Genomic DNA, 25,464 nt, shown 5'->3' with positions numbered 1-25,464 from the left:
CAGATAGGCGGTGGGGAACAGGAGCAGACCCGACCACCCAACAAAAACGAAGCGGTCGCGCTTGAGCCAGTCATCGAGGACGTCGAACCATCCCCGCTGCGGCGCGCGCCCTACAGCGATCGTCATGAGAGCGGCTTCATGAAGCGTTACAGGGGAATGGTACGGGGAACCGCGCCCCTGTGGTGGATGAACCGCCTCGGATTCGCCCCAACCGGCCCGAAATAGGTAAAAGCTCTCAGCGAGCCCCCCTCGCCAACGCCATTCGCCAGAGTGGGCACTGGCCGATTTCTGGTTCCCCTGTGTACGTCGTCGAGCTCTCCCTCAAGCTCAGCCCCATGCCCGTTGCCGTGCAGCGCAAGGAGCAATCGGATGCCGAGGCCCTCTACGGCCATGTGAAGCAAGCCATGGAGAGCGGCCATCCCCGCCTGCTGGAGCTCTCCTGCGAGAAGGAGGAGAGCAAGCACATCGCCCTGCTGAGTAGTGAAGTAGTAGCGGTGCAAACCTATGAAAAGTCGGCGATGGGCGGCGGCAGCAAGCGCCCGGGCTTCAGTTTTGATGACTGAGGCGCCACTGCCTGAGCGGCCCCAGGCCAGCCTGGTGGTGGAGCAGCTGGGCTTCACCTGGCCCTCCGGCCACACGGCTCTCAACCACTGCAGTTTCAGCATCCCGGGCCCGGGGCTCTGGATGCTGGTGGGCGGCAACGGCAGCGGCAAGAGCACGCTGCTCCGCCTGATTGCCGGCCTGCTGGAACCCAGCCGTGGCCGCCTGCAGCGGCCGCTCAAGAGTGCCCTGGTGTTCCAGAACCCCGATCACCAGCTGCTGCTGCCCAGTTGCGGCAGCGATATCCAGCTCTCCCTGCCGGCAGGGCTCAACACCCAGCAACGGCGCACCGCCGTGGAGGACGCCCTCGCCAGCGTGGGGCTGTCGGGCTTTCGCCAGCGCCCCATCCACACCCTCAGCGGCGGCCAGAAGCAACGCCTAGCCATCGCCGGTGCCTTGGCCAGCCAGGCCCGGTTGCTGCTGCTGGATGAGCCCACAGCCCTGCTGGATGAAACCAGCCAGCGGGAGGTACTGGAGCTGATCCACGCCCTGTGCACCCGCACCCAGGAGCCGCTCACAGCCCTGTGGATCACCCACCGCCTCGAGGAACTGGAGTGGTGCGCCGCCGCCGCCCTGGTGGAACGGGGCAGCGTGGGCCCCTGGCAACGCGCCAGCACGCTGCGATCGCGGCTCAACCCCTTGCGGCCGGGGAGGGCCGAGAGGTAAGGTCTTCGGGTCCCAGCTCGGGGCGCATTCCTCGGTAGCTCAGCGGTAGAGCGATCGACTGTTAATCGATTGGTCGCAGGTTCGAATCCCGCCCGGGGAGTTCTTTCAACCCCAGCCCCCTCGGCTGGGGTTTTTTCTTGTCCATGCCAGGTTCGGGGCCCAGGTTGCCCATGCCTCACAACAAACCACCCGCGATTGCAACAGCCTGGGTGGAAGAAAAACTGAAGATTGCAGCAGCCAATTGCGGCAGAAATCGCGTCAATTCGCTGGCCAGCACTGGATTTTCAGCGGCATTGGCACAGCACCGCGGCGTTGATCACCTGTGCAACAGCTGAATTGGAAGAGGAGAATGACTGCAATGAACAGCGCACTCGTCCACCCCGGGCCAGGAGGTCAGCCATGAAGCCCTGCATCCTTCTGATCGAGGACGACGGTGACATGCGTGAGCTGGTGGCAGGCCACCTCGAACACAGCGGCTTCGACGTGCAGCGGGCCGATGACGGCATCAAGGGCCAGGCCCTGGCCCTGCAATACGGCCCCGACCTGATCCTGTTGGATCTGATGCTGCCCAAGGTGGACGGCCTCACCCTGTGCCAGCGCCTGCGCCGCGACGAGCGCACGGCCAAAATCCCGGTGCTGATGCTCACCGCCCTGGGCAGCACCAAGGACAAGGTGAGTGGCTTCAACTCCGGCGCCGACGACTACCTCGCCAAGCCCTTCGATCTCGAGGAACTGCAGGTGCGGATCAAGGCCCTACTGCGCCGCAGCGACAGGGCCCCCCTCTCCGCCAAGCACAACGAAATCCTCAACTACGGTTGCCTCACCCTGGTGCCCGAGCGCTTTGAGGCGATCTGGTTCGATGAGCCCGTGCGCCTCACCCACCTGGAATTCGAGCTGCTGCACTGCCTGCTGCAGCGCCATGGCCAAACCGTGGCACCGTCCCTGATCCTCAAGGAGGTGTGGGGCTACGAGCCAGACGACGACATCGAGACCATCCGGGTGCACATCCGCCACCTGCGCACCAAGCTCGAGCCCGATCCCCGCAAGCCCCGGTTCATCAAAACGGTGTATGGCGCTGGCTACTGCCTCGAGCTGCCCAGCGGCTCCCAGCTCGAGGAGCTGGCGAGCGTGATCCAGGACGTGCGCCAAACCCGCAAGGCCGCGGCTTAGCCCCCTCAGGCACTCACCGCCCCCGAGAGCTCCAGCAACGCCACCTCCCAGGCCAGGCGTGGCTGCACAAAGGCCCGCAGCTGCCGCCGCAGGGTGTCCAGGCGCCGCTGCTGAGCCGCATTCAGGTGGCGGCGCCACAACTGCAGCTGCCACCAATCCAGCAACCACAACTGCTGTTCCACATCCAGCGCCTCGCACAGATCGCGGGCCAGCCCCAGGGCCTCCACCGGGCTGGCCGCCAAGGTGCTCAGGCGCTGGACCAGGCCATCAGGCAGCGCCTGCCACTGCTGCCGGTGCTGCAGCAGTGCCCCTGGGGAGCCGGCAGCCAGCTCCAGCAATTCTGGCGGGTCGGGCCGGGCTGAGGGCTCGTCCTGCGGCGCTGGCGCCTCGACAGTGCGCAGCGCCTGCGCGAGGTCCTGAGGGCTGAGGCGGGAGAAGGAAACCGTCTGGCAGCGGGAGCGGATGGTGCTCAGCAGGCGATCCGGGGCAGCACTCAACAAAATCAACAGCCCATCGCCCGGCTCCTCCAGGGTTTTCAGCAGGGCATTGGCGGCCCCCTCGGCCATCGCCTCCACTGCATCGATCACCACGAGGCAACGGCCGGCCTCGAGGGGCCGGCGGGCCAGGAACTGGGACACGCCTCGCACCTGCTCCAGCCGCAGCTGCGGAGGCGCCTTGCGGCTCACCCCAGCTGCGGCAGCCTGGGAAGCCGCCAGAAGCTGGCCCTTATCGGAATAGGTGGGCTCCACCCAAAGCAGATCGGGATGGTTGCCCTCCTCCAGCCGCCGCCGCACCGCCGCCGATCCCTGCGGCCCCGCAATCACCCCCTCCAGAAACCGCAGGGCTGCCCGGCTGCGGCCCACCCCATCGGGGCCGGCGAACAGGTAGGCCGGCGCCAGGCGCTGCTGCTGCAGGGCGGCCAGCAGCAGGGTGGTGGCGGGCGCCTGGCCCAGCAGGCCCTCGAACAGTGCCGGGGTGGCTTCAGCCATGGACAGGGAAACGGCGCTGCAGTTCGGCGCGAATGGCCGCGGCCACGGCGGCCGGTGCGGGAGTGGCATCCACACGCGCCCAGCCCAGCTGGGCCGCAAGGGCGCCAAAGCCCGCGCACACCCTGGCCAGAAAGGCCTCGCCGCTGGCCTCGATCCGGTCTGCAGGCCGGTGGCCCCGTCGCCGCAGCGACTCTGCCAAGGGCAGCTCCAGCAGCAGGGTGCAATCGGGCTGCAGGCCTGCGGTGGCCATGGCAGCCAGTTGATCGATCAGCTCGAGATCCAAGCCGCGGCCGTAGCCCTGATAGGCGGCGGTGGAGCCGGCGAAGCGATCACTGACCACCCAGTGGCCCGCCTCCAGTGCCGGCGCAATGCGCTGCTGCACGTGCTGGGCCCGATCAGCCGCGTAGAGCAAGAGTTCGGCGGTGCTGCCGGGGGCCGTATCGCCGGGGGGATGGAGCAGCAACTGACGCAGAGCCTGGCCCAGGGCCGTACCACCGGGTTCGCGGGTCACCAGAAGCTCCGCCCCCGCTGGCATCAACCCGCTCTGGGGTAGCCAGGCGCGGAGTTGCTCGAGCTGGGTGGTTTTGCCGCAGCCATCAATGCCCTCCAACACCACAAAACGCCCGCGCGGCAGTGGTTGCAGGCTGGCTAGTGCCTCACACACCACGGTTCAGGAGCAGGGCATTGCCCACCACGGTGATCGAACTGAGGGCCATCAGCAGGGCAGCGAGCGGAGGGGAGAGCACCACACCGAAGCCTGGCAGCAGCAGGCCCGCGGCGATGGGCAGCACTACCAGGTTGTAGCCGAAGGCCCAGGCCAGGTTCTGCCGCACCTTCGCCATGGTGCGGCGGGCCAGCTGCAGGGCCATCGCCACGGCCTCCAACCGATCGCCCAACACCACCACATCGGCCGTTTCCAGAGCCACCTGGGTGCCGGTGCCCACGGCAATCCCCAGATCGGCCGCCGCCAGAGCAGGTGCGTCATTGATGCCATCCCCCACCATCCCCACCAACCCCTGCTGATGGGCCTGAAGGATGTGCTCAAGTTTCTGCTGGGGCAGCAACTCCCAGGCCAGGCCCGCCTCAGGGATCCCCAGGGCTCGGCCGAGCTGCTGCACCGCCCCGCGGCGATCACCACTGAGCACCCCCAGCCGCAGCCCCATGGCTTGCAGCGTGGCCAGGGTTGAGCCCGCATCGGGCCGGGGCTGATCGTGCACGGCCACAAGGCCCAGCAGCTCCTGCCCTTGCGCCACCGCCAGCACCGTGGCCCCCTGCTCCCCCTGCTGCTGCTCCCAGCGGCGCCAGGGCTCAGCCAACGTCACGCCCTGGGCCTCCAGCCACGGGGAGCGGCCCGCCCAGCAGCGAACGCCATCCAGCAACCGCCCTGTGACCCCCTGCCCCGACTCGCTGCGGCAGTCGTTGAGGGGCAACAGCACCAGCTGGCGTTGCTGGGCCTCCTGCAGCAGGGCATGGGCCAGGGGATGGCGGCTCTGGGCCTCGAGGCTGGCGGCGATCTGGATGAGCCGATCGGCACCGACGGCTCCCGGCTCCAGGGCCGTCACCAGCGGACGCCCCAGGGTGAGGGTGCCGGTTTTGTCGAACAGCAGGGTGTCCAGGCGGGAGGCGGTTTCGATCGCATCGCCGCCGCGGAACAGCACGCCTGCCTGGGCGGCACGGCCCGTGCCCACGGTGATGGCGGTTGGGGTAGCCAAGCCGAGGGCGCAGGGGCAGGCCACCACCAGCACGGCAATGCTGAGCTGCAGGGCCAGGGCCAGGGGCGTTTCCGCGCCCATGCCCAGGCTCTGATGTCCGCCATGCAGATGGGCCGATGGGGCAGCGGCCAGCACCTGGGGCCACACCAGGGTTCCCCAGCGCCACCAGAACACGAAGGTGGCCGCAGCCAGGGCCAGCACCACCAGGGTGAAGCGCCCCGCCACCCGATCGGCCAGGCCCTGGATCGGTGCCTTGCGGGCCTGGGCCTGCTCCACCAGGTGAATGATGCGGGCCACGGCACTCTCGGCACCTGGGCGCAACACCTCCACGGTGAGGGGCCCATCGAGATTGAGGCTGCCGGCCGCAAGCTCCGTGCCGGCCTGCGCCTGCAGCGGCAGCGCTTCGCCCGTGAGGCTCGAGACATCCACCGCAGACAAACCCTGCAGCACCAGGCCGTCCACCGGAACCCGGTCGCCCGGCAACAGCCGCACCCGATCTCCCGGCCGCAGGGCCCCCACCCGCACAGGACGGGCGGTCAGCTCAGGATCCGCCGGATCGCCCATCACCAACAGGGCGGTATCGGGCTGCAGTTGTGCCAGCTCCTCTAGGGCGCGGCCGGTACGACACCGGGCCCGCTCCTCCAGGAACCGCCCCAGCAACACAAAGCCCAGCAGCATCACCGGCTCATTGAAGAAGCACTGCCAGCCCACCGCCGGCCAGATAAAAGCCACCAGGCTGGCCAGATAGGCGCTGCCCATGCCCAGACCCACCAGGGTGTCCATGCCCGGCACGCCCGCCAGGGCCGAGCGGGCACCACCCACCAAGATCGAACGGCCAGGGCCGGCAAGGGCCAGGGTGGCCACCAGGGCATGCAGGCGCATGTCCACCAAACCCGGCTCAGCCAGGTGCCCCAACACCGACACCAACAGCAGGCCCAGGGCCACCACCAGCTGGCGCCAGTTCTGCCACCAGCTGCGCCGCTGCTGCCGCTCCGCCGCGCTGAGAGGCAGGCTCTCCTGCTCGCGGCGGCGGGCGGCAAAGCCGGGGCCCGCCAGTGCCGTGATCAGGGGCGTGGCGGGATCGACTTCAGGCCCCTCCAATAACCCTGGATCGAGACCGATCCAGGCCGTGCGGGTGAGCAGATTCACGCTGGCCTGGCGCACACCGGGCTGGGCCAGCAGCCGCTCCTCCACGGCCCGGACACAGCCACCGCATTTCATCCCCTCCACCTCCAACAGCAGCGGAGCCACGGAACTGGGCGCCGAGGGTGCCAAAGGGCAGGCCATCAAGGGCTTACAGGCTAGGGAGTGCAAAAGACAGCGCCAGCCCACGGTTCGCGCAGGTGAGGATGGGAGCACACAGCTCTGAATCCCGCCGTGCCCCGCTCCCAGCGCAACGACAACTTCATCGACAAGAGCTTCACGGTGATGGCGGACCTGATCCTCAAGGTGCTGCCCACCAACCAGCGGGCCAAGGAGGCCTTCGCCTACTACCGCGATGGGATGAGCGCCCAGGCCGACGGGGAGTACGCCGAGGCACTGGACAACTACAAGGAGGCCCTCACCCTCGAGGACGACCCTAATGACCGGGCCTTCATCCTCTACAACATGGCCCTGGTGTTCGCCAGCAACGGCGAGCACGAAAAAGCCCTCGAGAACTACGGCCAGGCCCTGGATCTGAACAGCAAGATGCCCCAGGCCCTCAACAACATGGCGGTGATTCACCACCACCTGGGCTGCATCGCCGAGGAACAGGGCGATGCCGACGAATCCGATCGCCGCTTCGACCTGGCTGCCGACTTCTGGGGCAAGGCCATTCGCCTGGCGCCGAACAACTACATCGAGGCCCAAAACTGGCTGAAGACCAGCGGTCGCGGCAGCGTGGACGTGTATTTCTGATCGCGAGGGCCAGGGCCGCTAGGGCCGATCGTCCGCCGGGTTCACCCCCAGGGCGGCCACCAGGGCTTCGGCCACGCTGCCGGCCTCCAACAACTGGAGATCGAGGCCGGCCGCCAGGCGCCCCAGGCCACTGCCCTTGGGCACCACCGCCCGGCGGAAGCCCAGGCGCGCCGATTCCTGCAGGCGCAATTCCAGTTGGCCCACGGGCCGCAGCTGCCCCCCCAACCCCAGCTCACCGATCAACACCGTGCCCGGGGGCAGGATGAGATCCCGGTAGCTGGCCACCACCGCCGCAGCCACCCCCAGATCGGCCGACGGCTCCTCCACCTCCAAGCCACCCGCCACCGCGAGATAGCAGTCGAAGCGGGAGAGGGGTAGGCCTAGATGCTTCTCCAACACGGCCAAGATCTGGTGCAGGCGATTGGTGCCGATACCCGTGGCGGTGCGGCGGGGACTGGCGTAGCTGGTGGTACTCACCAGGGCCTGCAGTTCCACCACCAGCGGCCGGGTGCCCTCACAGGCCACGATCGTGGCGGTGCCGGCACTGGGTTCATCGCTGCCGAGGAACAGCTCGCTGGGATTGATGACCTCCGCCAGTCCCTGGCCGCGCATCTCAAATACCCCCAGCTCGTGAGTGGCGCCAAAGCGGTTCTTCACCGCCCGCAGGAGGCGGTGGGTCGCAAAGCGATCCCCCTCAAAGGTCAGCACCGCATCCACCAGGTGCTCCAGCACCTTGGGGCCAGCGAGCATGCCTTCCTTGGTCACGTGGCCCACCAGCAGCAGGGCCGTGTCCTGGCGCTTGGCGATGCGGGCCAGGGCCGCCGCACAGTCGCGCACCTGGGCCACGGAACCGGGCGCACTGCTGAGCTCGCCGTCGTGCAGCGCCTGGATGCTGTCGATGATCGCCACGGCCGGCCGCAACGCCTCTAACTCCTGCAGCACCAGCTCGAGATCGGTTTCCGCCAGCAACTGCAACGCAGCCCCGGGCCCATCGGCCTCCGCCGCGCCGGCTTCCAGTGGATCCGCCAAGCGCCGCCAGCGCAGCTTCACCTGCTGGGCCGATTCCTCCGCGCTCACATAGAGCACGGAGTGGCGTGCCGCCATGGCCTGGGCGCTCTGCAGCAACAGTGTGGATTTACCGATCCCGGGATCGCCCCCCAACAACACCAGCGAGCCGGGCACCAGGCCACCGCCCAGCACCCGATCAAGCTCGCCGTAGCCGCTGCTCAGCCGCTGCAGCGGGCGATCCCCCACCGCATGGATGGGCTCAGAACGGCGGGGCTGGGCAGGGATTGCCGCCTCGGCGGCAGGGGCCACGGGGCGACGGCGACGGGTATCGGTGGCCGCCGCCACCTGCTCCACCAGGCTGTTCCAGCTGCCGCAACTCGAGCAGCGTCCGAAAAACTGGCGGGTCTGCGCACCGCAGCTCTGACAGACGTAGGTGGTGGTGGCGCGCGCCAAAACGGTGTATGAAGAAAGGTGGCTTCAGGTGAACCCAGGGGCCCGCCGACCTTTTCAGTAGGTCGAACTACTTAACCCGCCTGGTCAGAGTGGCGCAATGACGGCCTCAGCCCCCGCCAAGGAAACGATCCTGGTCGTCGATGACGAAGCCAGCATCCGGCGCATCCTCGAGACGCGCCTGTCGATGATCGGTTATCAGGTTGTCACGGCTTGCGATGGCCTTGAGGCACTTGAGGCCTTCCGGCGCACTAGCCCCGATCTGGTGGTGCTCGACGTGATGATGCCCAAGCTCGACGGCTACGGCGTGTGCCAGGAGCTGCGCAAGGAATCGGACGTGCCGATCGTGATGCTCACCGCCCTGGGCGACGTGGCGGACCGCATCACCGGCCTGGAACTGGGCGCCGACGACTACGTGGTGAAGCCCTTCAGCCCGAAGGAGCTGGAGGCCCGCATCCGCTGCGTGCTGCGCCGCGTGGACAAGGACCAGGCGGCCGGAATCCCGAACTCCGGGGTGATCCAGGTGGGTGAGCTGCGGATCGACACCAACAAGCGCCAGGTGTACCGCGGCGACGAGCGCATCCGCCTGACAGGCATGGAATTCAGCCTGCTGGAACTGCTTGTAGGACGCAGCGGCGAGCCCTTCAGCCGCGGCGAAATCCTCAAGGACGTGTGGGGATACACCCCCGAACGGCACGTGGACACGCGGGTGGTGGACGTCCACATCTCCCGGCTGCGCTCCAAACTGGAAGATGACCCCGCCAATCCCGAGCTGATCCTCACGGCTCGTGGCACGGGTTACCTGTTCCAGCGCATCGTTGAAGCCGTTGCCCCCGAAGCCAACTGACGCCCCAGGTCCTGGCGCGAACGCCCGTCGTTCGCGGCCCAAGGCCATTCGCCGTCTGGTGATCTGGTATCGCCGCAATGCGGCGGTGACCAGTCTGGTGGGCACCGCCGTAGGTACAGCTTCCGCCGCCGGCCAGGTAGCTGGAGCCGCCGGCAATGCTGCCGGGGTTGCGGCGAACGCCGCGGGGGCCGCCGCCAACACCTTGCTGCAACCGCTGGTGTTCGATCCCCTGCGCCGTTTGCAACAGGGAGCCGGTGGTAGCAGCGAGCTCGAGATCAAGGACGCCGATCGCCTCTGGGTGGCGGTGGATGGCATGGGCGGCGACTACGCCCCTGGTCCGATCCTCGAAGGCTGCCTGCGGGCCGTGCAGCTGCTGCCCCTGCGCATCAAGTTCGTGGCCGAAACGGCCGTAGTGGAGGCCGCCGTGGCCAGCCTCGGGTTGGCGGATGAGCTCCACACAGCCCAGCGGAACGGCTTGATCCAGATCGTGGCCAGTGGCCCCTCCGTGGGCATGGATGACGAGGCCACGGTGGTGCGCAAGAAGCGCGACGCCAGCATCAACGTGGCCATGGACCTGGTGAAACAGGGCGAGGCCACCGCTGTGTATTCGGCCGGCAACTCCGGCGCCGTGATGGCCTCGGCGATCTTCCGGCTGGGGCGCCTCAAGGGCATCGATCGCCCCGCCATCGGGGCCCTGTTCCCCACCAAAGACCCCGCCAAGCAGGTGCTGGTGCTGGATGTGGGCGCCAACATGGACTGCAAGCCCGGCTATCTGCACCAGTGGGCGCTGCTGGGCAACATCTACAGCCGTGATGTGCTGCAGGTGGCCCAGCCCCGGATCGGCCTGCTCAACATCGGCGAAGAGGAGTGCAAGGGCAACGAGCTGGCCCTCAAGACCTACCCCCTACTCCAGGCGGAGAGCCGCTTTCACTTCGCCGGCAACTGCGAGGGGCGTGACGTGCTCTCGGGCGCCTTCGACGTGGTGGTGTGCGACGGCTTCACTGGCAACGTGTTGCTGAAATTCCTGGAGAGCGTGGGCAGCGTGCTGCTCGATGTGCTCAAAGCGGAATTGCCCCGTGGCCGCCGCGGCAAGGTGGGATCCGCCTTCCTGATGAGCAACCTGCGGCGTATCAAGAAACGCCTCGATCACGCCGAGCACGGCGGGGCGCTGCTCCTGGGGGTGGATGGCATCTGCGTGATCGGCCATGGCAGCAGCAAGGCCCTCTCGGTGGTGAGCGCCCTGCGCCTGGCCCACTCCGCCGCCAGCCATGGCGTGATGGACGATCTTCACCGCCTCAGCGAGACCCCAGGCGTGGCCGTGGCCTGTGGTTGACTGAGCCCACCTGTGGGCTGAACCGGTGTTGCTGGGCCAGATGGGTACATACGGGATGGCCCTCGTGGGCAGCGGCAGCGCCATACCCGCCATCAGCATCAGCAACCAGCAACTGAGCGAGCGGGTCGACACCAGCGATGAGTGGATCCGCACCCGAACGGGCATCGGTGCCCGGCGGGTGTGCTCCCCCGAAGAGCCCCTCACACTGCTGGCCACCCGCGCCGCATCGGCGGCCCTGGCCCATGCGGGCTGGAGTCCACAAGAGGTGGATCTGATCCTGCTCGCCACCTCCAGCCCGGACGATCTGTTCGGCACCGCTCCCCGCGTGCAGGGTGCCCTAGGGGCCAGCAATGCCGTGGCCTTTGACCTCACCGCCGCCTGCAGCGGCTTTCTGTTCGCACTGATCACTGCCAGCCAATACCTGCGTAGCGGCTCCATGCGCCGCGCCTTGGTGATCGGTGCAGACCAGCTCAGCCGCTGGGTGGACTGGGACGACCGCACCACCTGTGTGCTGTTCGGCGATGGGGCCGCCGCCGTGGCGGTGGAAGCCTGTTCCGAGGCCGACAACGGCCTGCTGGGCTTCCGCATGCGCTCCGATGGCAGCCGCAACAGCTGCCTCACCCTGGCCCAGACCGACAGCCGTCAGGCCCTGCTGGGCAGTGTGACGGCCCAGGTGGGGGGCTTTGCACCCCTGCGCATGAACGGCCAGGAGGTCTACAAGTTCGCCGTGCGGGAAGTGCCCGCCGTACTCAAGGAGCTACTGGAGGCCACCGGCACCAGTGCCGAGAGCCTGCAGTGGCTGCTGTTGCATCAGGCCAACCAGCGCATCCTCGATGCCGTGGCTGATCGCTTCCAGATTCCCCATGAACGGGTGCTGAGCAACCTGGCCAACTACGGCAACACCTCCGCGGCCACCATTCCACTGATGCTCGATGAAGCGGTGAAAGATGGGCGGGTGCTGCCCGGCCACCTGATCGCCAGCAGTGGCTTTGGCGCAGGCCTCAGCTGGGGTGGGGCCCTGCTGCGCTGGACTGGCCCACAGGGCTGAACCAGTCCCGCGGCCTAATCTCCCCCCCAACGTGCAAAGCAAGTGGCCATGGGCATTGCCTGGGTGTTTCCTGGACAGGGATCTCAGAAGGTCGGCATGGCGGCTGGTGTGCTGGAGCTGCCCGGGGCCCAGGAGCGCTTCGCCGCCGCGTCGGAACTGCTGGGCCGCGACCTCCTGGCCATCTGCACGGGCGAAGCCGACGGTGAACTCAGCGACCTCAACGACACCCGCAACACCCAGCCGGCCCTGTTCGTGATCGAGAGCCTGCTGGTGGATGGCCTCAAGGCCCAGGGCCGCATGGCAGATGTGGTGGCGGGCCACAGCCTCGGGGAGCTGGTGGCCCTCTATGCAGCCGGCGTGTTTGACGTGACCACCGGACTAGCCCTGATGAAGACCCGCAGCGAGCTGATGGCCGCCGCTGGCGGTGGGGCCATGACAGCCGTGATGGGCTTCGATCGCAGCGAACTGGAGGCCCTTGTGGCCGCTAACGACGCCGTGGTGATCGCCAACGACAACAGCAGCGCCCAAGTGGTGCTCTCCGGCAGCCCCGAAGCGGTGGCCGCGGTGAGCAGCGCGCTCACCTGCAAGCGCGCCATCCCCCTGGCGGTGAGCGGGGCCTTCCATTCCCCCTTCATGGCGGAAGCCGCCGCGGCCTTCGGCACCACCCTGGAGGGAGTGCCCTTCAGCAACGCCAGCATCCCGGTGCTGAGCAACACCGACCCAACCCCTGAAACCAACGGCGAGGCCCTGAAGGCACGCCTGCGCCACCAGATGACAACCGGCGTGCGCTGGCGCGAAACCATGGAACGCTTCAGCGCCGATGGCCTGGCCACCGCCGTGGAGATAGGCCCGGGCAACGTGCTCAGCGGCCTGATCAAGCGCAGCTGCGAGGGTGTGAGCACCGCCCAGATTGCCGGCGCCGCCGACCTGGGCCTGTGAGGCGGCTTCTGCGCGGCCGACGACCCGCCGACCCACCAGCGCTGATCCGCACCCCCCGCCCCAGCCTCACCTACCGGATCGTGAGCTACCTGCTGGTATTCCCGATCTACCGGCTGCTATTCCGCGGCCGCACCGCAGGCAATGCCAACGTGCCGATGGAGGGCGCCCTGGTGGTGGTGGCGAACCACGGCTCGCACCTGGATCCACCACTGCTGGGCCATGCCCTGGGCCGCCCCGTGGCCTTCATGGCCAAGGCCGAGCTGTTCAAGGTGCCGCTGCTGGGGCCGATCATCCGCGCCTGCGGCGCTTACCCGGTGGCCCGCGGGGCCAGCGACCGTGAAGCCATCCGCACCGCCACCGACCGCCTGGAGCAGGGCTGGGCCACCGGCGTGTTCATCGATGGCACCCGCCAGGCCGATGGCCGGGTGAACGATCCCCAGGCCGGTGCCGCCCTGCTGGCGGCCCGGGCCGGCGTGCCGTTGCTGCCGGTGGCCATCATCAACAGCCACAGGGCCCTGGGCACCGGATCCAGGCAGGCCCGACTCGTGCCGGTACACATCCGGATTGGCACGCCGATCCCCCCTCCGGCCTCCCGCAAACGGGCGGATCTGGATGCAGCCACCGCCGCATGCCAGGCCCAGATCAATGCCCTGTTGGATCAGGGCCTGATCAGCGGTCCTGCACTTCCTCCAGCAGCGGCCCGAAGTGCTCTGCCGCCCAGCGCTTAAGGTCGCGGCCCGTGAGCACCCACAGGGCGGCGCGGGCTGTATCACCCCACACCTTGCGCTCCCCTTCCGGCATGCAGCGGTTGCCGCAGGGCACCTCCACCGGTGTCAAGGCAATGCCCCGGCTGCCCGCCACGATGCGGCCCACCCGTAGGGCTCGCGCCATGTGATCGCGGCTAGTCACCAGAAGCACGTGGCGCACCTTGGCGCGCTTGAGCTCATCCACCACGGAGGTGAAATTGCTGAGGGTGTCAGTGGCGCGGTAATCGAGCTGCACGCGGCCCACATCCAGCCCCTGACGCCCGAACTGCCAGGTGGCGTATTCGGGGTTACTGCCACCGCTCACCAGCACCGGCAGGCCATCGCGCTTAGCCAGCGCACCGGCCACCCGCTCCCGCTCCACATCACCACCCAGCACCAGGATCAGTTGCGGTGCCGGCGCGGGGGGGAGCCACAGCCCCCGGGACAGCCACAGCAGGGAGACGACCGCCAGCAGCCCCCACCAGCGCAGCCCCCCGGAGCGACGGGGTCGCAGCCGGCGACGACGGCGCTGGCGATGATCAGTCGTCACAGTCCATCCACCGGGCTGGTGGGATACAGGGGCAGCACCGGTTGCCAGGGCCCCGGCAGCTGGGCGGCGGCCGCCCGCTGGCCGAGCTGCAGCAACTGCAGAACATCAGGCTCCGGATCCACCACCGCTGGATGCCGAGGTTCGGCGGGCAGGCCCTCGCCGCCACGGAACAGCCGCGGTGGCTCAAGCTCGGCCATAGCGCCGTTGGTGGCGGGGCCATAGCAACCCGCCACCACCCCACGCCGCGGCAACTCCTGGGTGAGCCAGAAACGCGGCACCTCTGCCATCACCTGGCCCGGAGCCGCCAGGCGATGGGCCATCAGCAGAAAACTGCTGTAGCCATGCAGGGGGATGGCCAGTTGCTGGGCCAAGGTGCGGGCAAACACCACGGTGAGGCGGGTGCCGGTGAACCCTCCCGGACCGGTGGCCACCACCAGCCGGCCGATCCGGGGCCACTGGTCCGCCGGCAGCAGCTCCTCCACACAGACGAGTAGGTCGTTGGAGAGCCGGCGCCCGAGGGGAAAACTGGCCACCTGGGCCGGGTGGTCGTCCGTCAGGACCTGAACGGCGAGGGCGAAGGTTTCACTGGAGCTGTGCAGCGCCAGCAGCAACGACGAGCCACTCATGTGGGCACCGCCAGACCGGGCCGCAGGCACTGCCAGCGGCCCGGTTCTGCCTCGAAGCTGGCGCAGGCGCGCACATCCCACTCCACCCCGACTTGGTGGCGGGGCAGCGTTATCACCTGCACATGAATCCTGGGAGCTTCCGGCACGAAGGAGGGCTGCGGCGTCAGGTGGGGCACGCCATGCTGCCGTTCCACCGCGTGGTAGGCCTGGCACTGGTCGACCCAGCGGCAGTCCACGCAGATGCACATGCCCGTAGCCGGTGCGGATGGCGCCATTGTGACTCCTCCCGGCGCCAGCAGGGATGCCATAGCTGATGCGGCCCTGGCCTGGCAACGCCTGGCGGCCGAGGGATGGCCCATTCCCCGGGAGGCCTTCCCCGCTGGCACAGCCCTAGTGGGAGGGGCCGTGCGAGATGCCCTGCTGGATCGGCTGGGCAGCAAGCCCGACCTCGACCTGGTGGTGCCCACGGATGCCCTGGACCTCTGCCGACAGCTGAGCCGCCGCCATGGCGGCAGCACCGTGGTGCTAGATGCCGAGCGATCCATCGCGCGCCTGGCGATCCGGGGCTGGAGTGTGGACCTGGCCCGCCAGGAGGGACCAAGCCTGGAGGCGGATCTGCGCCGGCGGGACTACACCGTGAACGCCATCGCGCTCCCCCTCGAGCCCCATGCCGCGCTGCTGGACCCCACGGGAGGCCTGGGCCACCTGCAGGAGCGCGCGCTGGTGGCGGTAAGCGAGGCGAATCTGCTCGACGACCCCCTGCGCCTGTTGCGGGGGCTGCGGCTGGCCAGCGAGCTGGGATTTGAGCTGGAGGCCCGCACCTGGGCCTGGATCCAACAGCACCACGGCCGGATCGCCACGGTGGCAGGGGAGCGGGTTCTAGCAGAACTGGAGAAACTGGCCGGCGCGCCACAGGGTCAGCGCGGACTGCAGCAGACCCTCCACTGCGGCCTGCTGCAGCCCTGGGCACCCCCCGGCACCAGCCAGGCAGGCCCGAACGCGCTGGAGGCCCTCACCCCCGCCAGGGCCGTGGCCGCAGGCCTGAGCACCGAGGAAACCCTGGAGGCCTTGCCCCTGGCCAGACTGGCGGCCGTGCTCGACGCCCAGGTGCTGCAGGCCCTGCGCAGCAGCCGCAAGTGGCAGCAGCGGGTGGAGCGCCTGCGCCACTGGCAACATCGGCTTGGCGCCACGGCTCCTGCAGCCGCCGCCACCGCCCTGCCGGAGACCGATCGGCTGCAACTGCACCGGCAGTTAGAGGCCGATCTGCCCGCGCTGCTACTGGGCTGGCCACCGGAGCAGGCCCAGGCCTGGCTCGCCCGCTGGCGTGACCCCAGCGATCCCCTGTTCCATCCCCGCGCCGCCATGGATGGCGGCAGCCTGCAGCGGGAGCTGGGCCTACGCCCCTCCCCGCAGCTCGGTGCACTGCTGGATCACCTGATGCTCGAGCAAGCCTTCGGGCGGATCCACACGCGAGAGCAGGCGTTGGAGCAGGCGCAGGTGTGGCTCAGATCCACCCCCGGCAGTAGCGAAACGGCACCACGCCGTGATTAACTTTGTCGGCAAAGGCGTTACCAACGACCTGATTCGCGCCAGTTAGGGCACCGCTGCATTCTCCACATCGGATTCATCTGCAGCACTGAATCGACGGGATCGCCTCCCAAGGCAGGCGTCCACGTCCAAACAACACGTCGAACACGGAAGTCGGGATCTCGGCACGCCGCGTCAGTCAGTGACCCCGACCAGCCAGAACTCTTCCCCTCTTCCCTCTCCCCTGATCCCATGAGCGTTCGTCTGTACGTCGGCAACCTGCCGCAGAACTTCGAGGCCAAGGAACTCGATGCGCTGTTCGCCTCGGTGGGTGAAGGCATCCGCTTCAAGGCCGTCCAAGACCGCGAAACCGGTGCCGGCCGTGGTTTCGGCTTCGCCAACGTGGACGACGAGAAGGTGGCTGATGCCGTGATCGAGCAGCTGAATGGCCGTGACTTCGGCGGCAACAACCTGCGGATCGAGCGCTCCGAGCGTCGTGACGAGCGGCGGGGCAACGATCGCCGCCCCGGTGGAGCCCCCGGCAGCACACCCGTGGCCCGCAAGGCCGTGAACAAGGTGGTCCACAGCGACAGCGTGGAGGAAGGCGCTCCCGATCCCCGTTGGGCCGGTGAACTGGCCAAGCTCAAGGGCCTACTCGACAATCAGAAGGCTGCGGTCTGATCCAGGCCTGGGCTGTCAAACGATCGCCCAAATCAACAGCCCGTCAGCAAAATCGCCCACCAAGAACCTGGAATGCCAGTTCTTGGTGGGTCTTTTTTGGCTTATGGAAGTAGGGCGGCGAGGGCGATCACACCCACGAAGATCCCCAGGAAGAGAAAGCCCATCTTGGTCATCTTCGACTCGTGGTCTTCCATTCCTTGACCAACAGACTTGGTCAGGTCATCACGAAAGCTGTCGAAGGCTGCCGCCTTCTCATCAGGGGTGGGCTCGTTGCGCATGACAGGAAATCGAGAACAAACAGAACTGGGGCCTCAGCCGCGGTGGAAGAACCAATAGGCCCCTACAGCCAGAGCCACCATCAACACGATCGGCACACCGATGGCGGCCATGCCGTTGTGGCTCTTCACCACCCGCGATTCGTGGGCCACAACAGCCTCTCGGATACTGAGCTGCATCTCCTCACGAAGCCGGGCCAGCTCAGAGTCCAGGGATTCTTCACTGAACAGTTCCCGCAGCCGATCAAAGGTGCTCTTGCCGAGAATCAGACTCTTCTCAGGATGGGCGTAGAGGATGTCCATCAGCTCCTCCCGATCAATCTGCATCAGGTCAACCGTGGAAGCGACGCGCGCATTGGACGTGCGGGTGCGGCCATCGATCACCTCAACCTCACCAAACACACGGCCAGGCCCATGGGATGAGTCCACGCCCTCGCCGGTTTCCGGGTAAGGGGTGGTGAGCTCGACCTTGCCGGAGCGGACCAGATAAACACTCTCGCTCGGGTCGTCGAGTTTGTAGACGTACTCTCCAGCCTGCAAGGTGACGCGGCGCATCCCGAAGTCGGTCGTGGCGATCGGATGTTAGTGGTGCGCTCCGCCTAAAGTTTGCCAACTTGCCAACATTCATGGCCGCCACGAGCCCGCAGCAGGGTTTTCCCTGGGTTCAGCGCTACCGCCCCTGGCTTATCGGTGCCCTCATCAGTGGTGCGGCCGTTGTCGGCTGGAGCGTGACCCGCCCGAAACCCGCGCCCAGTCCCAAGGCTCCCCTGATCCAGCAGGTGACCGCACTGGGGCGCCTCACTCCCAGTGGCGGCCTGGTGAAACTGGCTGTCCCGGCCGGCACAGCCGGTGGCAATGAGGTGGTGGATCGCTGGTTCGTGAACGAGGGCGATCCGATCAGCAAGGGGCAGCTGCTCACCCGTCTGAGCAGCTACGGCCAGCTCAAGGCCATGCTCGATCAGGCTGAGTCGAATCTGGTCTCCACCCAAGCCCTGCTGCCGTTCCTAAAGATCAGCAAGAGCCGCGGTAGCCAGCTCTATGCCGACGGCGCCATCTCCGAAGAAGAACTGGCCAAAACCTCCGCCAGCATCATCACCAAACAGGCCGATATTGTCGGAGCGCAAGCTGCGGTGGTCAAGGCCCGTCAGCAGCTCAACGCCGCCGAAATCCGCTCACCCCTCGACGGCAACCTGATCCGCATCTACAGCTGGCCGGGCATGAAGGAAACCGACCAAGGTCTTGCGCTGATTGGGCGCACGGACCAAATGCAGGTGTGGGCGCAGGTGTTCCAGAGCGATGTGGCTCGGCTGTCCCTTGGCCAAGGGGCCACGGTTCGGCCTGAGAGCGGTGGCTTCAAGGGCAACCTGCGAGCTCAGCTGGAATCCATCATCGGCGTGGTGTCTGACCGCGACCTATTTGCCACCAACTCCAACAACGACGTGAATGCCCGGGTGGTGCTGGTAAAGCTCAACCTCAATCCAGCCGATCGCGAGCGGGTCTCTCGCCTCAGCGGCTTGAACGTGACCGTGCGCTTCGATCCATGAGCTGGCTCCGGCGCCTGTTGGGCGGCCTCAACCTGGCCGACCTGCCCCTGGCCTGGCTTCAGCTGAAGCGACAGCCCATCCGCTATTTGGTGGCCGTGACCGGCATCGGCTTCGCTGCGCTGCTGATGTACATGCAGCTGGGCTTCCAATCTGGACTGCTCGACAGCGCCACCACCTTCTATGAGGCCCTCGATGCCGACCTGATCCTGATCAGCCCGGCCACACTGAACAGCGGAAACTTCCAGCAGTTTCCCCAATCGCTGCTGTTCAATGCCCTCGGGGTGGAGGGCGTGAAGCAGACCATTCCGCTGTACGTGGCCAACGTGAACGTGCAGAAACTGGATGGCGTAAAACCCACCAGCCTGCGACTGATCGGCTACGACCCGGATGCCCAGGTCTTGAAACTCCCCGATGTGCTGGCCCAAGCGGGGGTGCTCAAGACTCCTAACTATGTGCTGTTCGACACCCTGGGCAACCGCAACACAGGCCCGATCGCAGCAGCGGTTCAGAGCAATGGCCAACAGGAACTGATCCTTTCGGACTTCTCCAAGACCTTCCGGGTGATGGGGCTCTTCCGGCTCGGATCCACGTTCGCCGCCGACAGCAACCTGATCAGCAGTGACACAACAGCCATCCAGCTCGCCTACCGGCAGATCAACGAGGGGGAGATCTCCATGGGGCTGATCCGCCTTGATCCGAGCGCCAGCGCCGCTCGCGTGCAACGGTTCCTGCGCCAGCAATACGGCCGCGAACTGCAGGTGCTCACCAAGGCCGAGCTCATCGCCCAGGAACGGGATTACTGGAACACCGCCTCATCGTTCGGCGTGATCTTCGGCTTCGGCACGATCATGGGCCTGCTCGTGGGAGGCGTGGTGGTGTACCAAGTGCTCTACACCGATGTGAGTGACCACCTCAAGGAGTACGCCACTCTCAAGGCGATGGGGTTTGCCGATCAATTCATCCTGACGATCGTGATCCAGGAAGCCTTCCTGCTGGGTGTTTCCTCGTTCATTCCGGCCACCTTGATCAGCACCGGCATGTACGCCTTCCTCACGTCCGCCTCCGGCATCCGTATCCAGATGACTCCAGACAAGACTGGCCTGGTGGGAGCCCTCACCCTCGGCATCTGTGCAGCCTCTGCAGCCATCGCCATCCGCAAGCTTCGCGATGCCGATCCGGCATCGGTGTTCTGAGATGGCCTCCATGCCTGCTCCATCAGCCACCCCACCAATCCAGGCTGCCGCCGGCCATGCAGTAATCGTCACCGAGAATCTTCGCCATAGCTACGGCGAAGGCGAACTGCGCAGCCAGATCCTGCACGGTCTCAACTTCGAGGTGAAGGCCGGTGAGGTGACCTTGCTGGTGGGCCCATCTGGCAGCGGCAAAAGCACCCTGCTCACCCTGATCGGCGCGCTGCGCTCCGTGGAAGAGGGATCACTCCAAGTGCTCGGCCGGGAACTACACGGTGCGAGCGAGCGCGATCGGGTGGCGATCCGCCGCAGGATCGGCTTCATCTTCCAAAGCCACAACCTGGTGTCATCGCTGACGGTGCTGCAGAACGTGCAACTGCTGCTTCAGCTCAACGAACCCAATCCTCGGAAGCGCACCGAGCGGGCCTGCGCGCTCCTGGATGCGGTGGGACTCAGCCACCGGTTACACCACTACCCGGACGAACTCTCAGGCGGCCAACGCCAGCGGGTGGCCATCGCCCGCGCGTTGGCCCCCGAACCCGAACTGGTGCTGGCCGACGAGCCCACCGCCTCCCTGGACAGCCAGTCAGGACAGGACGTGGTGGAACTGCTGGGCGATCTCTGCCGCCGCCGCAGTAGTGCCGTGCTGCTGGTCACCCACGACCTGCGGCTGCTCAAGGATGCTGACCGCATCTGGCGCATCGAGGACGGCCGGGTCAAGGCCTGGCAGCCCGATGCCACGGAGCTGGCCGGCGCCCACTAACTCCCCTTTCATGGCTGGCCCAGGCCAGCTTTCGCCCTCCCCTGCCCATCCATGGAACGATCCGTCTTCCCATCTGAATGGCTGGTTCCCTGGAGCTGGAGGGGCCTTCCAGTGGGCCTGTTGAGCGCCCCGGCCCTAGAGCCAAGCACCGCCTCCGCTGGAACCACTCCATCCCCGAGCACCGTGGTGCTGATCCATGGCTTTGGTGCTTGCAAGGAACATTGGCGCCACAACGTGGCGCAGCTGAGGGCCAATCGCCCTGTTCTCGCCCTCGATCTACTCGGCTTTGGCGCCAGTGCCAAACCACCATCGCAACTGGAGGGAGAGGAAGAAGCACCCGGCAGCTGCCGCTATGGCATCGATCTATGGGCCGAGCAGGTGGTGGCGGCAATCGAAGCCCACGTGGAGGGTTCTGTGCAGCTGGTGGGCAACTCAATCGGCGGCGTGGTGGCGCTCGCCGCCGCGGCACGGCTAGCCGAAGCCGGCCGGCCGGCACGGCAGGTGGTGCTGGTGGACTGTGCCCAGCGCGCCCTCGATGACAAGCGTCTCTCGGAACAACCGCCCCTGCGGCGATGGGGGCGGCCGCTTCTGAAAGCCCTTGTGCGCCAGCGCTGGCTCACGGCCACCCTGTTCGGTTCGCTCGCCAAGCCCGGAGTGATCCGCAAGGTGTTGCAGCAGGCCTATCCCAGCGGCGCCAACATCGACGACCAGCTGGTGCAGATCCTGCTGGAGCCGGCGCAGCAACCAGGCGCCAGCGAGGCCTTCCGCGGATTCATCAATCTGTTCAACGACCGCATCGCGCCGGAACTGCTCTCAGGACTCACGACCCCGGTCACATTGATTTGGGGGCAACGCGATCCCTGGGAACCGATCGAGGAAGCCCGCCGATGGGCGGCCCAGTTCCCATGCGTGCGCCAATTGCACGAGCTACCCGGCCTAGGACACTGTCCACATGACGAGGCCCCCGAGCAGGTGAATCCGCTGCTGCTGGATGCCCTCCACAACGGAGACCTCACCCCATGAATCGCCACGCGCTGCTCACCCTCTGCCTTGTCGTAGCCGTGGATGCAGCCTGCTTCGGCCTGCTGCTGCCCGTATTGCCCTTTCTGGTGGGTGACCTCACCGGCAGTTTCAACGCCATCTCCATCACCCAGGTCACAGCCGTCTACGCCGGCTGCCAACTGGTGGGGGCTCCGCTGATCGGCCGCTGGTCGGATCGGTTGGGCCGGAAGCCGCTCATGGCCGCTTCGGTGGGCATCGGCAGCCTCGCACTGCTGGGTTCGGCGTTAGCCCCCAGCCTGGGCCTGCTGATGCTGTTCCAAGGCATCAAGGGCGCCAGCGCGGGCGTGTTCGCCCTGGCACAGGCCGTGGTGGCCGACTCCGTTGAGGATGCTGACCAGCGCACGGTGAGCTACGGCGCCCTCGGGGCCTCCCTGGGGTTGGGATTTGTGGCAGGGCCAGCGGTAGGTGGACTACTAGGTGCCGTGAACCCACGGGCCCCCTTCTTTGCGGCGGCGGCCTTCACATTGGTGAACCTGGTTCAGATCCTTCTGGTGCTGCAGGAAACCAGGAACTCCACGCACCACCTTGAATCGGAGGCGGATCCCCTGCGCTTCTGGAGCCACGAGCGAGGACATCTCCGCCGTCTGCTCAGTGTGTATTTCCTCTTCTATCTGGGCTTCTCCGCCTTCACCGGCATCTTTGTGGTGGATGCCCGTGACCGCTTCGGCTGGGGCCCCCAGGCCGCAGGCTGGGTGCTCTGTTACGTCGGGGTGATCGCCGCTGCGGTGCAGGGCGGCCTGATCCCACGCCTGCTAAAGCGCTTCCAGGCCGGGCGGCTGGCTGGGGTGGGTTTGATCCTGGTGGCCATCGCCATCCTGGGGGTGGCGGCCATCCGCTCCGGCAATGAGCTCTATCTCACCCAGCTGTTGTTCGCCACGGGTGTGGGGCTGAGCACACCAGGCCTGCGTTCCTTGCTATCGCTCACAGTGTCGGCGAACCAGCAAGGGATTCTGGGCGGGCTGACCCAGTCGTGTATCAGCCTGACAGAGCTGCTGGGGCCCCTGATGGCCGGACGCCTCTACACCTACAGCGGCTACGCCACGGCCTACCAGGTTCAGGCAGCACTCGTGCTGCTGGCGGCAGGCCTCCTGATCAGTGCCCGAATCCGGACTCAGGCCGTGAACACTCCCTCGCCGTAGCCAATCAGCTCCACTTGGTGGCCATCCGGGTCGCTCACGAACAGGGAACGGCAGCGAGGGCCGTAATCAAAGGCCATCACCTGCTGACCACGCCGTTTCAGCTCCTCTTCCACATCTGCCATGCGGGCATAGGTGACACGAAAGGCCACATGGCGCATGGCAATGGTGTTGTGATCAGGCGCCGGTTCAGGGGTAGCCGAATCAGCGGGGAAGAGGTTCAGATAGCAGCCGGAGGACACCCGAAGGATGTAGGGAGGGCCACTCTCTAAGCCCTCCATCGCCGCTGGCAAAAATCCCAGCACCCGCTCATACCACTCAAGCGAGGCTTGGGGATCCCGCACCGTGAGGGCCACGTGATCGAGGGCCTCGATCGGCAGAGCGGTGGTTGCAATAGCGAAGCTGTCGGGAGGGGAGCTCATCGCGAGTCAACGGATGTTCAGAAGCAGACAGATGAGAGCAGGCGAGCTGAAATCAGCCAGCCGATTCCAGCGAGATCAACAAACAGGGTCCCACAATCGGTTCACACCAACAGGCCGCTGCTGCGCTTATCGCGCAGCAGTTTGCGCAGGCCCAAGGTCATGGCGTCGCTGGCCAGCAGCAGGTCGCCCCGGCCGTCCACATCGGGCTCCCGGGGGGTGAGAGTTTCCACCATGCGCTGGTCTTCGGCCATGAAGCGTTCCACCCGGCCGCGGGCATTGCCATCGGCCAGGGGAGTTCGCAAGAAGGAACGGAAATGGCGCCACAGGTTGAGGGTCTGGCCGTCATCGATGGGCACGTGGGCCGTGAGCAGCGAAATGCGGAAATCTCCGAACACCACCCGAACCAGCGACACATTGGCAAGCCACAATTGAATGTGTTGCACACCGGCATCGCCAGCTGTACCAGCCGCCTTGTCGTCAGGCCTCTCATCCCCATTGAACAAGGCCCACAAACCGCGACCCTGGTCAGCGCGATAGTGACGGTCGCGAGGAGCGAGCACCCGCTCGTAGAGGCTGTCGTCCTGCACCCACTGCTCCTCGGGCATCAGCTGATCGGGCGCCATGGCACCGAAGCTGCCGGAATGCACAAAGGGAGCATGGGTCAGGTCCATGAAAGCCTCCAGTACCCGCAGCCAGTGGGCCTGCCACTCCACCTGACCCTCAAGGTTGCGCCACTCGGGATCGCCGGCCTCAGGCACAGGCCCCACCGGCGGCAGCGGTGGCAGAGCAGCGGCTGCGGGCAGAGGAGACTGCGGGTCGCGGGGCCACCACAGCCAGAGGAAGCCGTAGCCCTCACGGCAGTGCACCGCCCGGGTATGGGCCCGGCGAGGCATCGGTTCACCGGTGTGCTGGGCGGGAATGCTGCTGCAGTGGCCATCGGCACCAAAACACCAGCCGTGATAGCCACAGGCGATCACCCCAGCGTTCACCCGGCCAGCACTCAACGAGGCTCCCTTGTGGGGGCAACGATCTAGCAACGCAGCTACACCACCGCTGGCATCTCGCCAGAGGGCAAAGCGCTCACCGTGCAGTTGGACTGCCAAAGGCTGCTCGGGCTTCAGGGATGACGCCAATGCAACGGCGTACCAGGAATCCAGCAATTTCATCGCAGCTCAGGGCCAGCCCTTGGACGGTTACCTGGGCAAAGCTGTAGCACAAGAGCCCTAACCCAGGTGAGTCTTCCAGCGATCACCCTCCCAACTGAACCAGCCCCGTTGCTGGAGTGCAGCCAGTAAGGCCTGCACCGGTGGGGCATCCATGCCACTCTGCCACTCCTGCTCCAGCAGAGCCTGCAGATCATCCGTGCTGAGCCCACGCCGCAGGCCACCCTTCAGCAAGCGACGCAATTCGGCAGGCTCGATGGAGAGCAAGCCAGCCATGGACAGGGGGCCACTGGGGAGACTGTCGAGATCGATGCTCAGCATGGGTCAAAGCACACTGTCCAGCAGTTCGCTGGCCAGGCCCCGCACCTGCTCGCTCCAGGGATGGGTGGGATAACTGAGCACCGCTAGCCCGCCACTGGCGAGTGTGAGCAAATCCTCGCTGAGAGGGAGCAATGCCCCAATCGGTACGCCATAGCTACTGGCAACCCGCTCTCGCACCTGCTCCGTATCGAAGTGCTGAGGCAGCTTGTTCACCACCATGCGAATGGCGGGCACATCCAGCCGCTCAGCCACCTCGATCGCAACAGCGGTGCCGAGATAATCCTGGCTGTCGGGCCGCATCACCACCAACAGGCAATCGGCAATCGCGGTGGAGAGCAGGGTCTCCTCATTGATGCCGGGGTGGGTGTCGATCAGCAGCAGATCCAGGTGGAGGCTCTCACTGAGACTGAACAGGGCATCGTTCAGCTTCTCGACCTGATAGCCCTCCCGCAGCAGCCTGGCAATGCGATCACTATCCATGGAAGCCGGCACCAACCAGATGTGGCCATGGGCCTTCTTCACCGGTTCAGGCGTGACCTCGTGGGCACACTTAACGATCGGCACATCGCCCTGTAGGTAGTCGTTGAGGGTGGGCTGGCCGGGGTCAGGAGTGAATCCAAACAGCACATGCACCCCCGGCGAGGCCAGGTCGGTGTCGATAACCGCAACCCGCTTGCCCTGCAGCGCCAAAGCGGTCGCAAGGTTCGCCGTCAGGTTGGATTTACCGGTGCCGCCCCGAAAGGAGTGGATCGCGAGGATCTGGGCCATGCCTTGCAGAACTGCAGCGCTCGCGCTGA

Annotated in this window: 30 protein-coding genes, 1 tRNA gene and 1 pseudogene; 18 read left to right on the top strand and 14 right to left on the bottom strand. The window is 66.7% G+C overall.

Annotation, left to right across the window (positions count from 1 at the left end; genetic code table 11):
* Window positions 1-126, bottom strand: a pseudogene (locus KBZ14_RS05995) (photosystem II D2 protein (photosystem q(a) protein)); the annotation flags it as partial.
* A gap of 173 nt (window positions 127-299) precedes the next feature.
* On the opposite strand from KBZ14_RS05995, the gene KBZ14_RS05990 reads away from it, so the two are divergent.
* The 5 genes from KBZ14_RS05990 to KBZ14_RS05970 all read left to right on the top strand — a co-directional run bounded on the left by KBZ14_RS05990 (window position 300) and on the right by KBZ14_RS05970 (window position 2,436).
* The gene (locus KBZ14_RS05990; protein ID WP_255117390.1) at window positions 300-563 is read left to right on the top strand and encodes a UPF0367 protein family; all 264 of its coding nucleotides are present in this window, start codon (window positions 300-302) and stop codon (window positions 561-563) included.
* Window positions 556-1,266 carry an ABC transporter ATP-binding protein gene (locus KBZ14_RS05985; protein WP_255117389.1) on the top strand — a complete coding sequence of 237 codons (711 nt, stop codon included), beginning with the start codon at window positions 556-558 and terminating at the stop codon, window positions 1,264-1,266. The genes KBZ14_RS05990 and KBZ14_RS05985 overlap by 8 nt, the downstream gene beginning before the upstream one ends.
* A gap of 28 nt (window positions 1,267-1,294) precedes the next feature.
* Window positions 1,295-1,366 (top strand) — tRNA-Asn (locus tag KBZ14_RS05980).
* A gap of 70 nt (window positions 1,367-1,436) precedes the next feature.
* Window positions 1,437-1,601 carry a hypothetical protein gene (locus KBZ14_RS05975; RefSeq protein ID WP_255117388.1) on the top strand — a complete coding sequence of 55 codons (165 nt, stop codon included), beginning with the start codon at window positions 1,437-1,439 and terminating at the stop codon, window positions 1,599-1,601.
* Between the two features lie 64 nt (window positions 1,602-1,665).
* Window positions 1,666-2,436: a response regulator transcription factor gene (locus tag KBZ14_RS05970; protein WP_255117387.1), complete on the top strand. Its 771-nt coding sequence runs from the start codon at window positions 1,666-1,668 to the stop codon at window positions 2,434-2,436.
* Window positions 2,437-2,441: 5 nt separating this feature from the next.
* On the opposite strand, the gene KBZ14_RS05965 is transcribed toward KBZ14_RS05970, so the two are convergent.
* The 3 genes from KBZ14_RS05965 to KBZ14_RS05955 are packed head-to-tail and all read right to left on the bottom strand — an operon-like array spanning window position 2,442 to window position 6,424.
* On the bottom strand, window positions 2,442-3,425 hold the full coding sequence (locus KBZ14_RS05965) for a DNA polymerase III subunit delta' (RefSeq protein WP_255117386.1): 984 nt from the start codon (window positions 3,423-3,425) through the stop codon (window positions 2,442-2,444).
* On the bottom strand, window positions 3,418-4,059 hold the full coding sequence (gene tmk, locus KBZ14_RS05960) for a dTMP kinase (protein ID WP_255117411.1): 642 nt from the start codon (window positions 4,057-4,059) through the stop codon (window positions 3,418-3,420). The genes KBZ14_RS05965 and tmk overlap by 8 nt, the downstream gene beginning before the upstream one ends.
* Window positions 4,060-4,081: 22 nt before the next feature.
* On the bottom strand, window positions 4,082-6,424 hold the full coding sequence (locus tag KBZ14_RS05955; RefSeq protein ID WP_255117385.1) for a heavy metal translocating P-type ATPase: 2,343 nt from the start codon (window positions 6,422-6,424) through the stop codon (window positions 4,082-4,084).
* 90 nt (window positions 6,425-6,514) lie between these two features.
* Here KBZ14_RS05955 and KBZ14_RS05950 point away from each other — a divergent pair, with 90 nt between their 5' ends.
* The gene (locus KBZ14_RS05950; protein WP_255117384.1) at window positions 6,515-7,036 is read left to right on the top strand and encodes a photosystem I assembly protein Ycf3; all 522 of its coding nucleotides are present in this window, start codon (window positions 6,515-6,517) and stop codon (window positions 7,034-7,036) included.
* Between the two features lie 18 nt (window positions 7,037-7,054).
* On the opposite strand, the gene radA is transcribed toward KBZ14_RS05950, so the two are convergent.
* Window positions 7,055-8,497: a DNA repair protein RadA gene (gene radA / locus KBZ14_RS05945; protein WP_255117383.1), complete on the bottom strand. Its 1,443-nt coding sequence runs from the start codon at window positions 8,495-8,497 to the stop codon at window positions 7,055-7,057.
* 97 nt (window positions 8,498-8,594) lie between these two features.
* Between radA and rpaB the strand changes: the two genes are divergently transcribed.
* The 5 genes from rpaB to KBZ14_RS05920 are packed head-to-tail and all read left to right on the top strand — an operon-like array spanning window position 8,595 to window position 13,389.
* Entirely contained in the window at window positions 8,595-9,341 is a 747-nt protein-coding gene (gene rpaB / locus KBZ14_RS05940; protein ID WP_255117382.1) for a response regulator transcription factor RpaB, read from the top strand.
* Window positions 9,322-10,674 carry a phosphate acyltransferase PlsX gene (gene plsX, locus KBZ14_RS05935; RefSeq protein WP_255117381.1) on the top strand — a complete coding sequence of 451 codons (1,353 nt, stop codon included), beginning with the start codon at window positions 9,322-9,324 and terminating at the stop codon, window positions 10,672-10,674. Before rpaB ends, plsX begins: the two co-directional genes overlap by 20 nt.
* Before the next feature lie 55 nt (window positions 10,675-10,729).
* A complete protein-coding gene (locus KBZ14_RS05930; protein WP_255117410.1) occupies window positions 10,730-11,722 on the top strand; it encodes a beta-ketoacyl-ACP synthase III in 993 nt (330 codons plus the stop codon).
* Between the two features lie 48 nt (window positions 11,723-11,770).
* A complete protein-coding gene (fabD, locus tag KBZ14_RS05925) occupies window positions 11,771-12,661 on the top strand; it encodes an ACP S-malonyltransferase (protein WP_255117380.1) in 891 nt (296 codons plus the stop codon).
* Complete coding sequence (locus KBZ14_RS05920) at window positions 12,658-13,389, top strand: lysophospholipid acyltransferase family protein (RefSeq protein ID WP_255117379.1); 732 nt, start codon at window positions 12,658-12,660, stop codon at window positions 13,387-13,389. The genes fabD and KBZ14_RS05920 overlap by 4 nt, the downstream gene beginning before the upstream one ends.
* Here KBZ14_RS05920 and KBZ14_RS05915 read toward each other — a convergent pair.
* From KBZ14_RS05915 to KBZ14_RS05905, 3 genes are all read right to left on the bottom strand, one after another.
* Window positions 13,331-13,861 (bottom strand): YdcF family protein, encoded by a 531-nt coding sequence (locus KBZ14_RS05915; RefSeq protein WP_255117409.1) that lies wholly within the window; start codon window positions 13,859-13,861, stop codon window positions 13,331-13,333. The genes KBZ14_RS05920 and KBZ14_RS05915 overlap by 59 nt on opposite strands.
* A gap of 92 nt (window positions 13,862-13,953) precedes the next feature.
* A complete protein-coding gene (gene tsaB, locus KBZ14_RS05910; protein ID WP_255117378.1) occupies window positions 13,954-14,583 on the bottom strand; it encodes a tRNA (adenosine(37)-N6)-threonylcarbamoyltransferase complex dimerization subunit type 1 TsaB in 630 nt (209 codons plus the stop codon).
* Entirely contained in the window at window positions 14,580-14,831 is a 252-nt protein-coding gene (locus tag KBZ14_RS05905) for a Ycf34 family protein (protein WP_255117377.1), read from the bottom strand. The genes tsaB and KBZ14_RS05905 overlap by 4 nt, the downstream gene beginning before the upstream one ends.
* On the opposite strand from KBZ14_RS05905, the gene KBZ14_RS05900 reads away from it, so the two are divergent.
* Both KBZ14_RS05900 and KBZ14_RS05895 read left to right on the top strand, forming a co-directional pair.
* Window positions 14,830-16,134 carry a tRNA nucleotidyltransferase/poly(A) polymerase-related protein gene (locus tag KBZ14_RS05900; protein ID WP_255117376.1) on the top strand — a complete coding sequence of 435 codons (1,305 nt, stop codon included), beginning with the start codon at window positions 14,830-14,832 and terminating at the stop codon, window positions 16,132-16,134. The two genes, KBZ14_RS05905 and KBZ14_RS05900, sit on opposite strands and share 2 nt — an antisense overlap.
* 228 nt (window positions 16,135-16,362) lie before the next feature.
* Window positions 16,363-16,791 (top strand): RNA recognition motif domain-containing protein, encoded by a 429-nt coding sequence (locus KBZ14_RS05895; protein ID WP_255117375.1) that lies wholly within the window; start codon window positions 16,363-16,365, stop codon window positions 16,789-16,791.
* Between the two features lie 101 nt (window positions 16,792-16,892).
* On the opposite strand, the gene KBZ14_RS05890 is transcribed toward KBZ14_RS05895, so the two are convergent.
* Together KBZ14_RS05890 and KBZ14_RS05885 are read right to left on the bottom strand one after the other, a co-directional pair.
* Window positions 16,893-17,069, bottom strand: a complete 177-nt coding sequence (locus KBZ14_RS05890; protein WP_255117374.1) for a hypothetical protein — start codon at window positions 17,067-17,069, stop codon at window positions 16,893-16,895.
* Between the two features lie 33 nt (window positions 17,070-17,102).
* The gene (locus tag KBZ14_RS05885) at window positions 17,103-17,621 is read right to left on the bottom strand and encodes a cyclic nucleotide-binding domain-containing protein (protein ID WP_255117373.1); all 519 of its coding nucleotides are present in this window, start codon (window positions 17,619-17,621) and stop codon (window positions 17,103-17,105) included.
* A gap of 71 nt (window positions 17,622-17,692) precedes the next feature.
* Between KBZ14_RS05885 and KBZ14_RS05880 the strand changes: the two genes are divergently transcribed.
* From KBZ14_RS05880 to KBZ14_RS05860, 5 genes are all read left to right on the top strand, one after another.
* A complete protein-coding gene (locus KBZ14_RS05880; protein WP_255117372.1) occupies window positions 17,693-18,610 on the top strand; it encodes a DevB secretion protein in 918 nt (305 codons plus the stop codon).
* Window positions 18,607-19,803, top strand: a complete 1,197-nt coding sequence (gene devC / locus KBZ14_RS05875; protein WP_255117371.1) for an ABC transporter permease DevC — start codon at window positions 18,607-18,609, stop codon at window positions 19,801-19,803. The genes KBZ14_RS05880 and devC overlap by 4 nt, the downstream gene beginning before the upstream one ends.
* Window position 19,804: 1 nt before the next feature.
* Window positions 19,805-20,563 (top strand): ATP-binding cassette domain-containing protein, encoded by a 759-nt coding sequence (locus KBZ14_RS05870; protein WP_399210475.1) that lies wholly within the window; start codon window positions 19,805-19,807, stop codon window positions 20,561-20,563.
* A gap of 111 nt (window positions 20,564-20,674) precedes the next feature.
* A complete protein-coding gene (locus KBZ14_RS05865; RefSeq protein ID WP_315856131.1) occupies window positions 20,675-21,586 on the top strand; it encodes an alpha/beta fold hydrolase in 912 nt (303 codons plus the stop codon).
* Complete coding sequence (locus KBZ14_RS05860; RefSeq protein WP_255117368.1) at window positions 21,583-22,764, top strand: MFS transporter; 1,182 nt, start codon at window positions 21,583-21,585, stop codon at window positions 22,762-22,764. Before KBZ14_RS05865 ends, KBZ14_RS05860 begins: the two co-directional genes overlap by 4 nt.
* Here the strand turns inward: KBZ14_RS05860 and KBZ14_RS05855 are convergent.
* The 4 genes from KBZ14_RS05855 to KBZ14_RS05840 form a co-directional block, all read right to left on the bottom strand.
* Window positions 22,737-23,183 carry a VOC family protein gene (locus KBZ14_RS05855; protein WP_255117367.1) on the bottom strand — a complete coding sequence of 149 codons (447 nt, stop codon included), beginning with the start codon at window positions 23,181-23,183 and terminating at the stop codon, window positions 22,737-22,739. The two genes, KBZ14_RS05860 and KBZ14_RS05855, sit on opposite strands and share 28 nt — an antisense overlap.
* A 101-nt stretch (window positions 23,184-23,284) precedes the next feature.
* On the bottom strand, window positions 23,285-24,349 hold the full coding sequence (locus KBZ14_RS05850; RefSeq protein ID WP_255117366.1) for an aromatic ring-hydroxylating oxygenase subunit alpha: 1,065 nt from the start codon (window positions 24,347-24,349) through the stop codon (window positions 23,285-23,287).
* Between the two features lie 57 nt (window positions 24,350-24,406).
* On the bottom strand, window positions 24,407-24,667 hold the full coding sequence (locus KBZ14_RS05845) for a hypothetical protein (protein WP_255117365.1): 261 nt from the start codon (window positions 24,665-24,667) through the stop codon (window positions 24,407-24,409).
* A gap of 3 nt (window positions 24,668-24,670) precedes the next feature.
* A complete protein-coding gene (locus KBZ14_RS05840) occupies window positions 24,671-25,435 on the bottom strand; it encodes a MinD/ParA family ATP-binding protein (protein ID WP_255117364.1) in 765 nt (254 codons plus the stop codon).
* Window positions 25,436-25,464 lie beyond the last annotated feature (29 nt).

The organism is Synechococcus sp. HJ21-Hayes (assembly GCF_024345835.1).
Taxonomy (GTDB): Bacteria; Cyanobacteriota; Cyanobacteriia; order PCC-6307; family Cyanobiaceae; genus Vulcanococcus.
Note: the sequence above shows the minus strand (reverse complement) of the source record. Positions and strands in the feature narration are given on the sequence as shown.

Bases quoted from the DNA above. Each gene is read 5' to 3' on its own strand.
- KBZ14_RS05985 (WP_255117389.1), top strand. From the start codon at position 556: ATGACTGAGGCGCCACTGCCTGAGCGGCCCCAGGCCAGCCTGGTGGTG.
- KBZ14_RS05975 (WP_255117388.1), top strand. From the start codon at position 1,437: ATGCCTCACAACAAACCACCCGCGATTGCAACAGCCTGGGTGGAAGAA.
- KBZ14_RS05970 (WP_255117387.1), top strand. From the start codon at position 1,666: ATGAAGCCCTGCATCCTTCTGATCGAGGACGACGGTGACATGCGTGAG.
- KBZ14_RS05965 (WP_255117386.1), bottom strand. From the start codon at position 3,425: ATGGCTGAAGCCACCCCGGCACTGTTCGAGGGCCTGCTGGGCCAGGCG.
- KBZ14_RS05955 (WP_255117385.1), bottom strand. From the start codon at position 6,424: ATGGCCTGCCCTTTGGCACCCTCGGCGCCCAGTTCCGTGGCTCCGCTG.
- rpaB (WP_255117382.1), top strand. From the start codon at position 8,595: ATGACGGCCTCAGCCCCCGCCAAGGAAACGATCCTGGTCGTCGATGAC.
- KBZ14_RS05930 (WP_255117410.1), top strand. From the start codon at position 10,730: ATGGCCCTCGTGGGCAGCGGCAGCGCCATACCCGCCATCAGCATCAGC.
- fabD (WP_255117380.1), top strand. From the start codon at position 11,771: ATGGGCATTGCCTGGGTGTTTCCTGGACAGGGATCTCAGAAGGTCGGC.
- tsaB (WP_255117378.1), bottom strand. From the start codon at position 14,583: ATGAGTGGCTCGTCGTTGCTGCTGGCGCTGCACAGCTCCAGTGAAACC.
- KBZ14_RS05900 (WP_255117376.1), top strand. From the start codon at position 14,830: ATGCCCGTAGCCGGTGCGGATGGCGCCATTGTGACTCCTCCCGGCGCC.
- KBZ14_RS05905 (WP_255117377.1), bottom strand. From the start codon at position 14,831: ATGTGCATCTGCGTGGACTGCCGCTGGGTCGACCAGTGCCAGGCCTAC.
- KBZ14_RS05895 (WP_255117375.1), top strand. From the start codon at position 16,363: ATGAGCGTTCGTCTGTACGTCGGCAACCTGCCGCAGAACTTCGAGGCC.
- KBZ14_RS05890 (WP_255117374.1), bottom strand. From the start codon at position 17,069: ATGCGCAACGAGCCCACCCCTGATGAGAAGGCGGCAGCCTTCGACAGC.
- KBZ14_RS05885 (WP_255117373.1), bottom strand. From the start codon at position 17,621: ATGCGCCGCGTCACCTTGCAGGCTGGAGAGTACGTCTACAAACTCGAC.
- KBZ14_RS05880 (WP_255117372.1), top strand. From the start codon at position 17,693: ATGGCCGCCACGAGCCCGCAGCAGGGTTTTCCCTGGGTTCAGCGCTAC.
- devC (WP_255117371.1), top strand. From the start codon at position 18,607: ATGAGCTGGCTCCGGCGCCTGTTGGGCGGCCTCAACCTGGCCGACCTG.
- KBZ14_RS05870 (WP_399210475.1), top strand. From the start codon at position 19,805: ATGGCCTCCATGCCTGCTCCATCAGCCACCCCACCAATCCAGGCTGCC.
- KBZ14_RS05860 (WP_255117368.1), top strand. From the start codon at position 21,583: ATGAATCGCCACGCGCTGCTCACCCTCTGCCTTGTCGTAGCCGTGGAT.
- KBZ14_RS05855 (WP_255117367.1), bottom strand. From the start codon at position 23,183: ATGAGCTCCCCTCCCGACAGCTTCGCTATTGCAACCACCGCTCTGCCG.
- KBZ14_RS05850 (WP_255117366.1), bottom strand. From the start codon at position 24,349: ATGAAATTGCTGGATTCCTGGTACGCCGTTGCATTGGCGTCATCCCTG.
- KBZ14_RS05845 (WP_255117365.1), bottom strand. From the start codon at position 24,667: ATGCTGAGCATCGATCTCGACAGTCTCCCCAGTGGCCCCCTGTCCATG.
- KBZ14_RS05840 (WP_255117364.1), bottom strand. From the start codon at position 25,435: ATGGCCCAGATCCTCGCGATCCACTCCTTTCGGGGCGGCACCGGTAAA.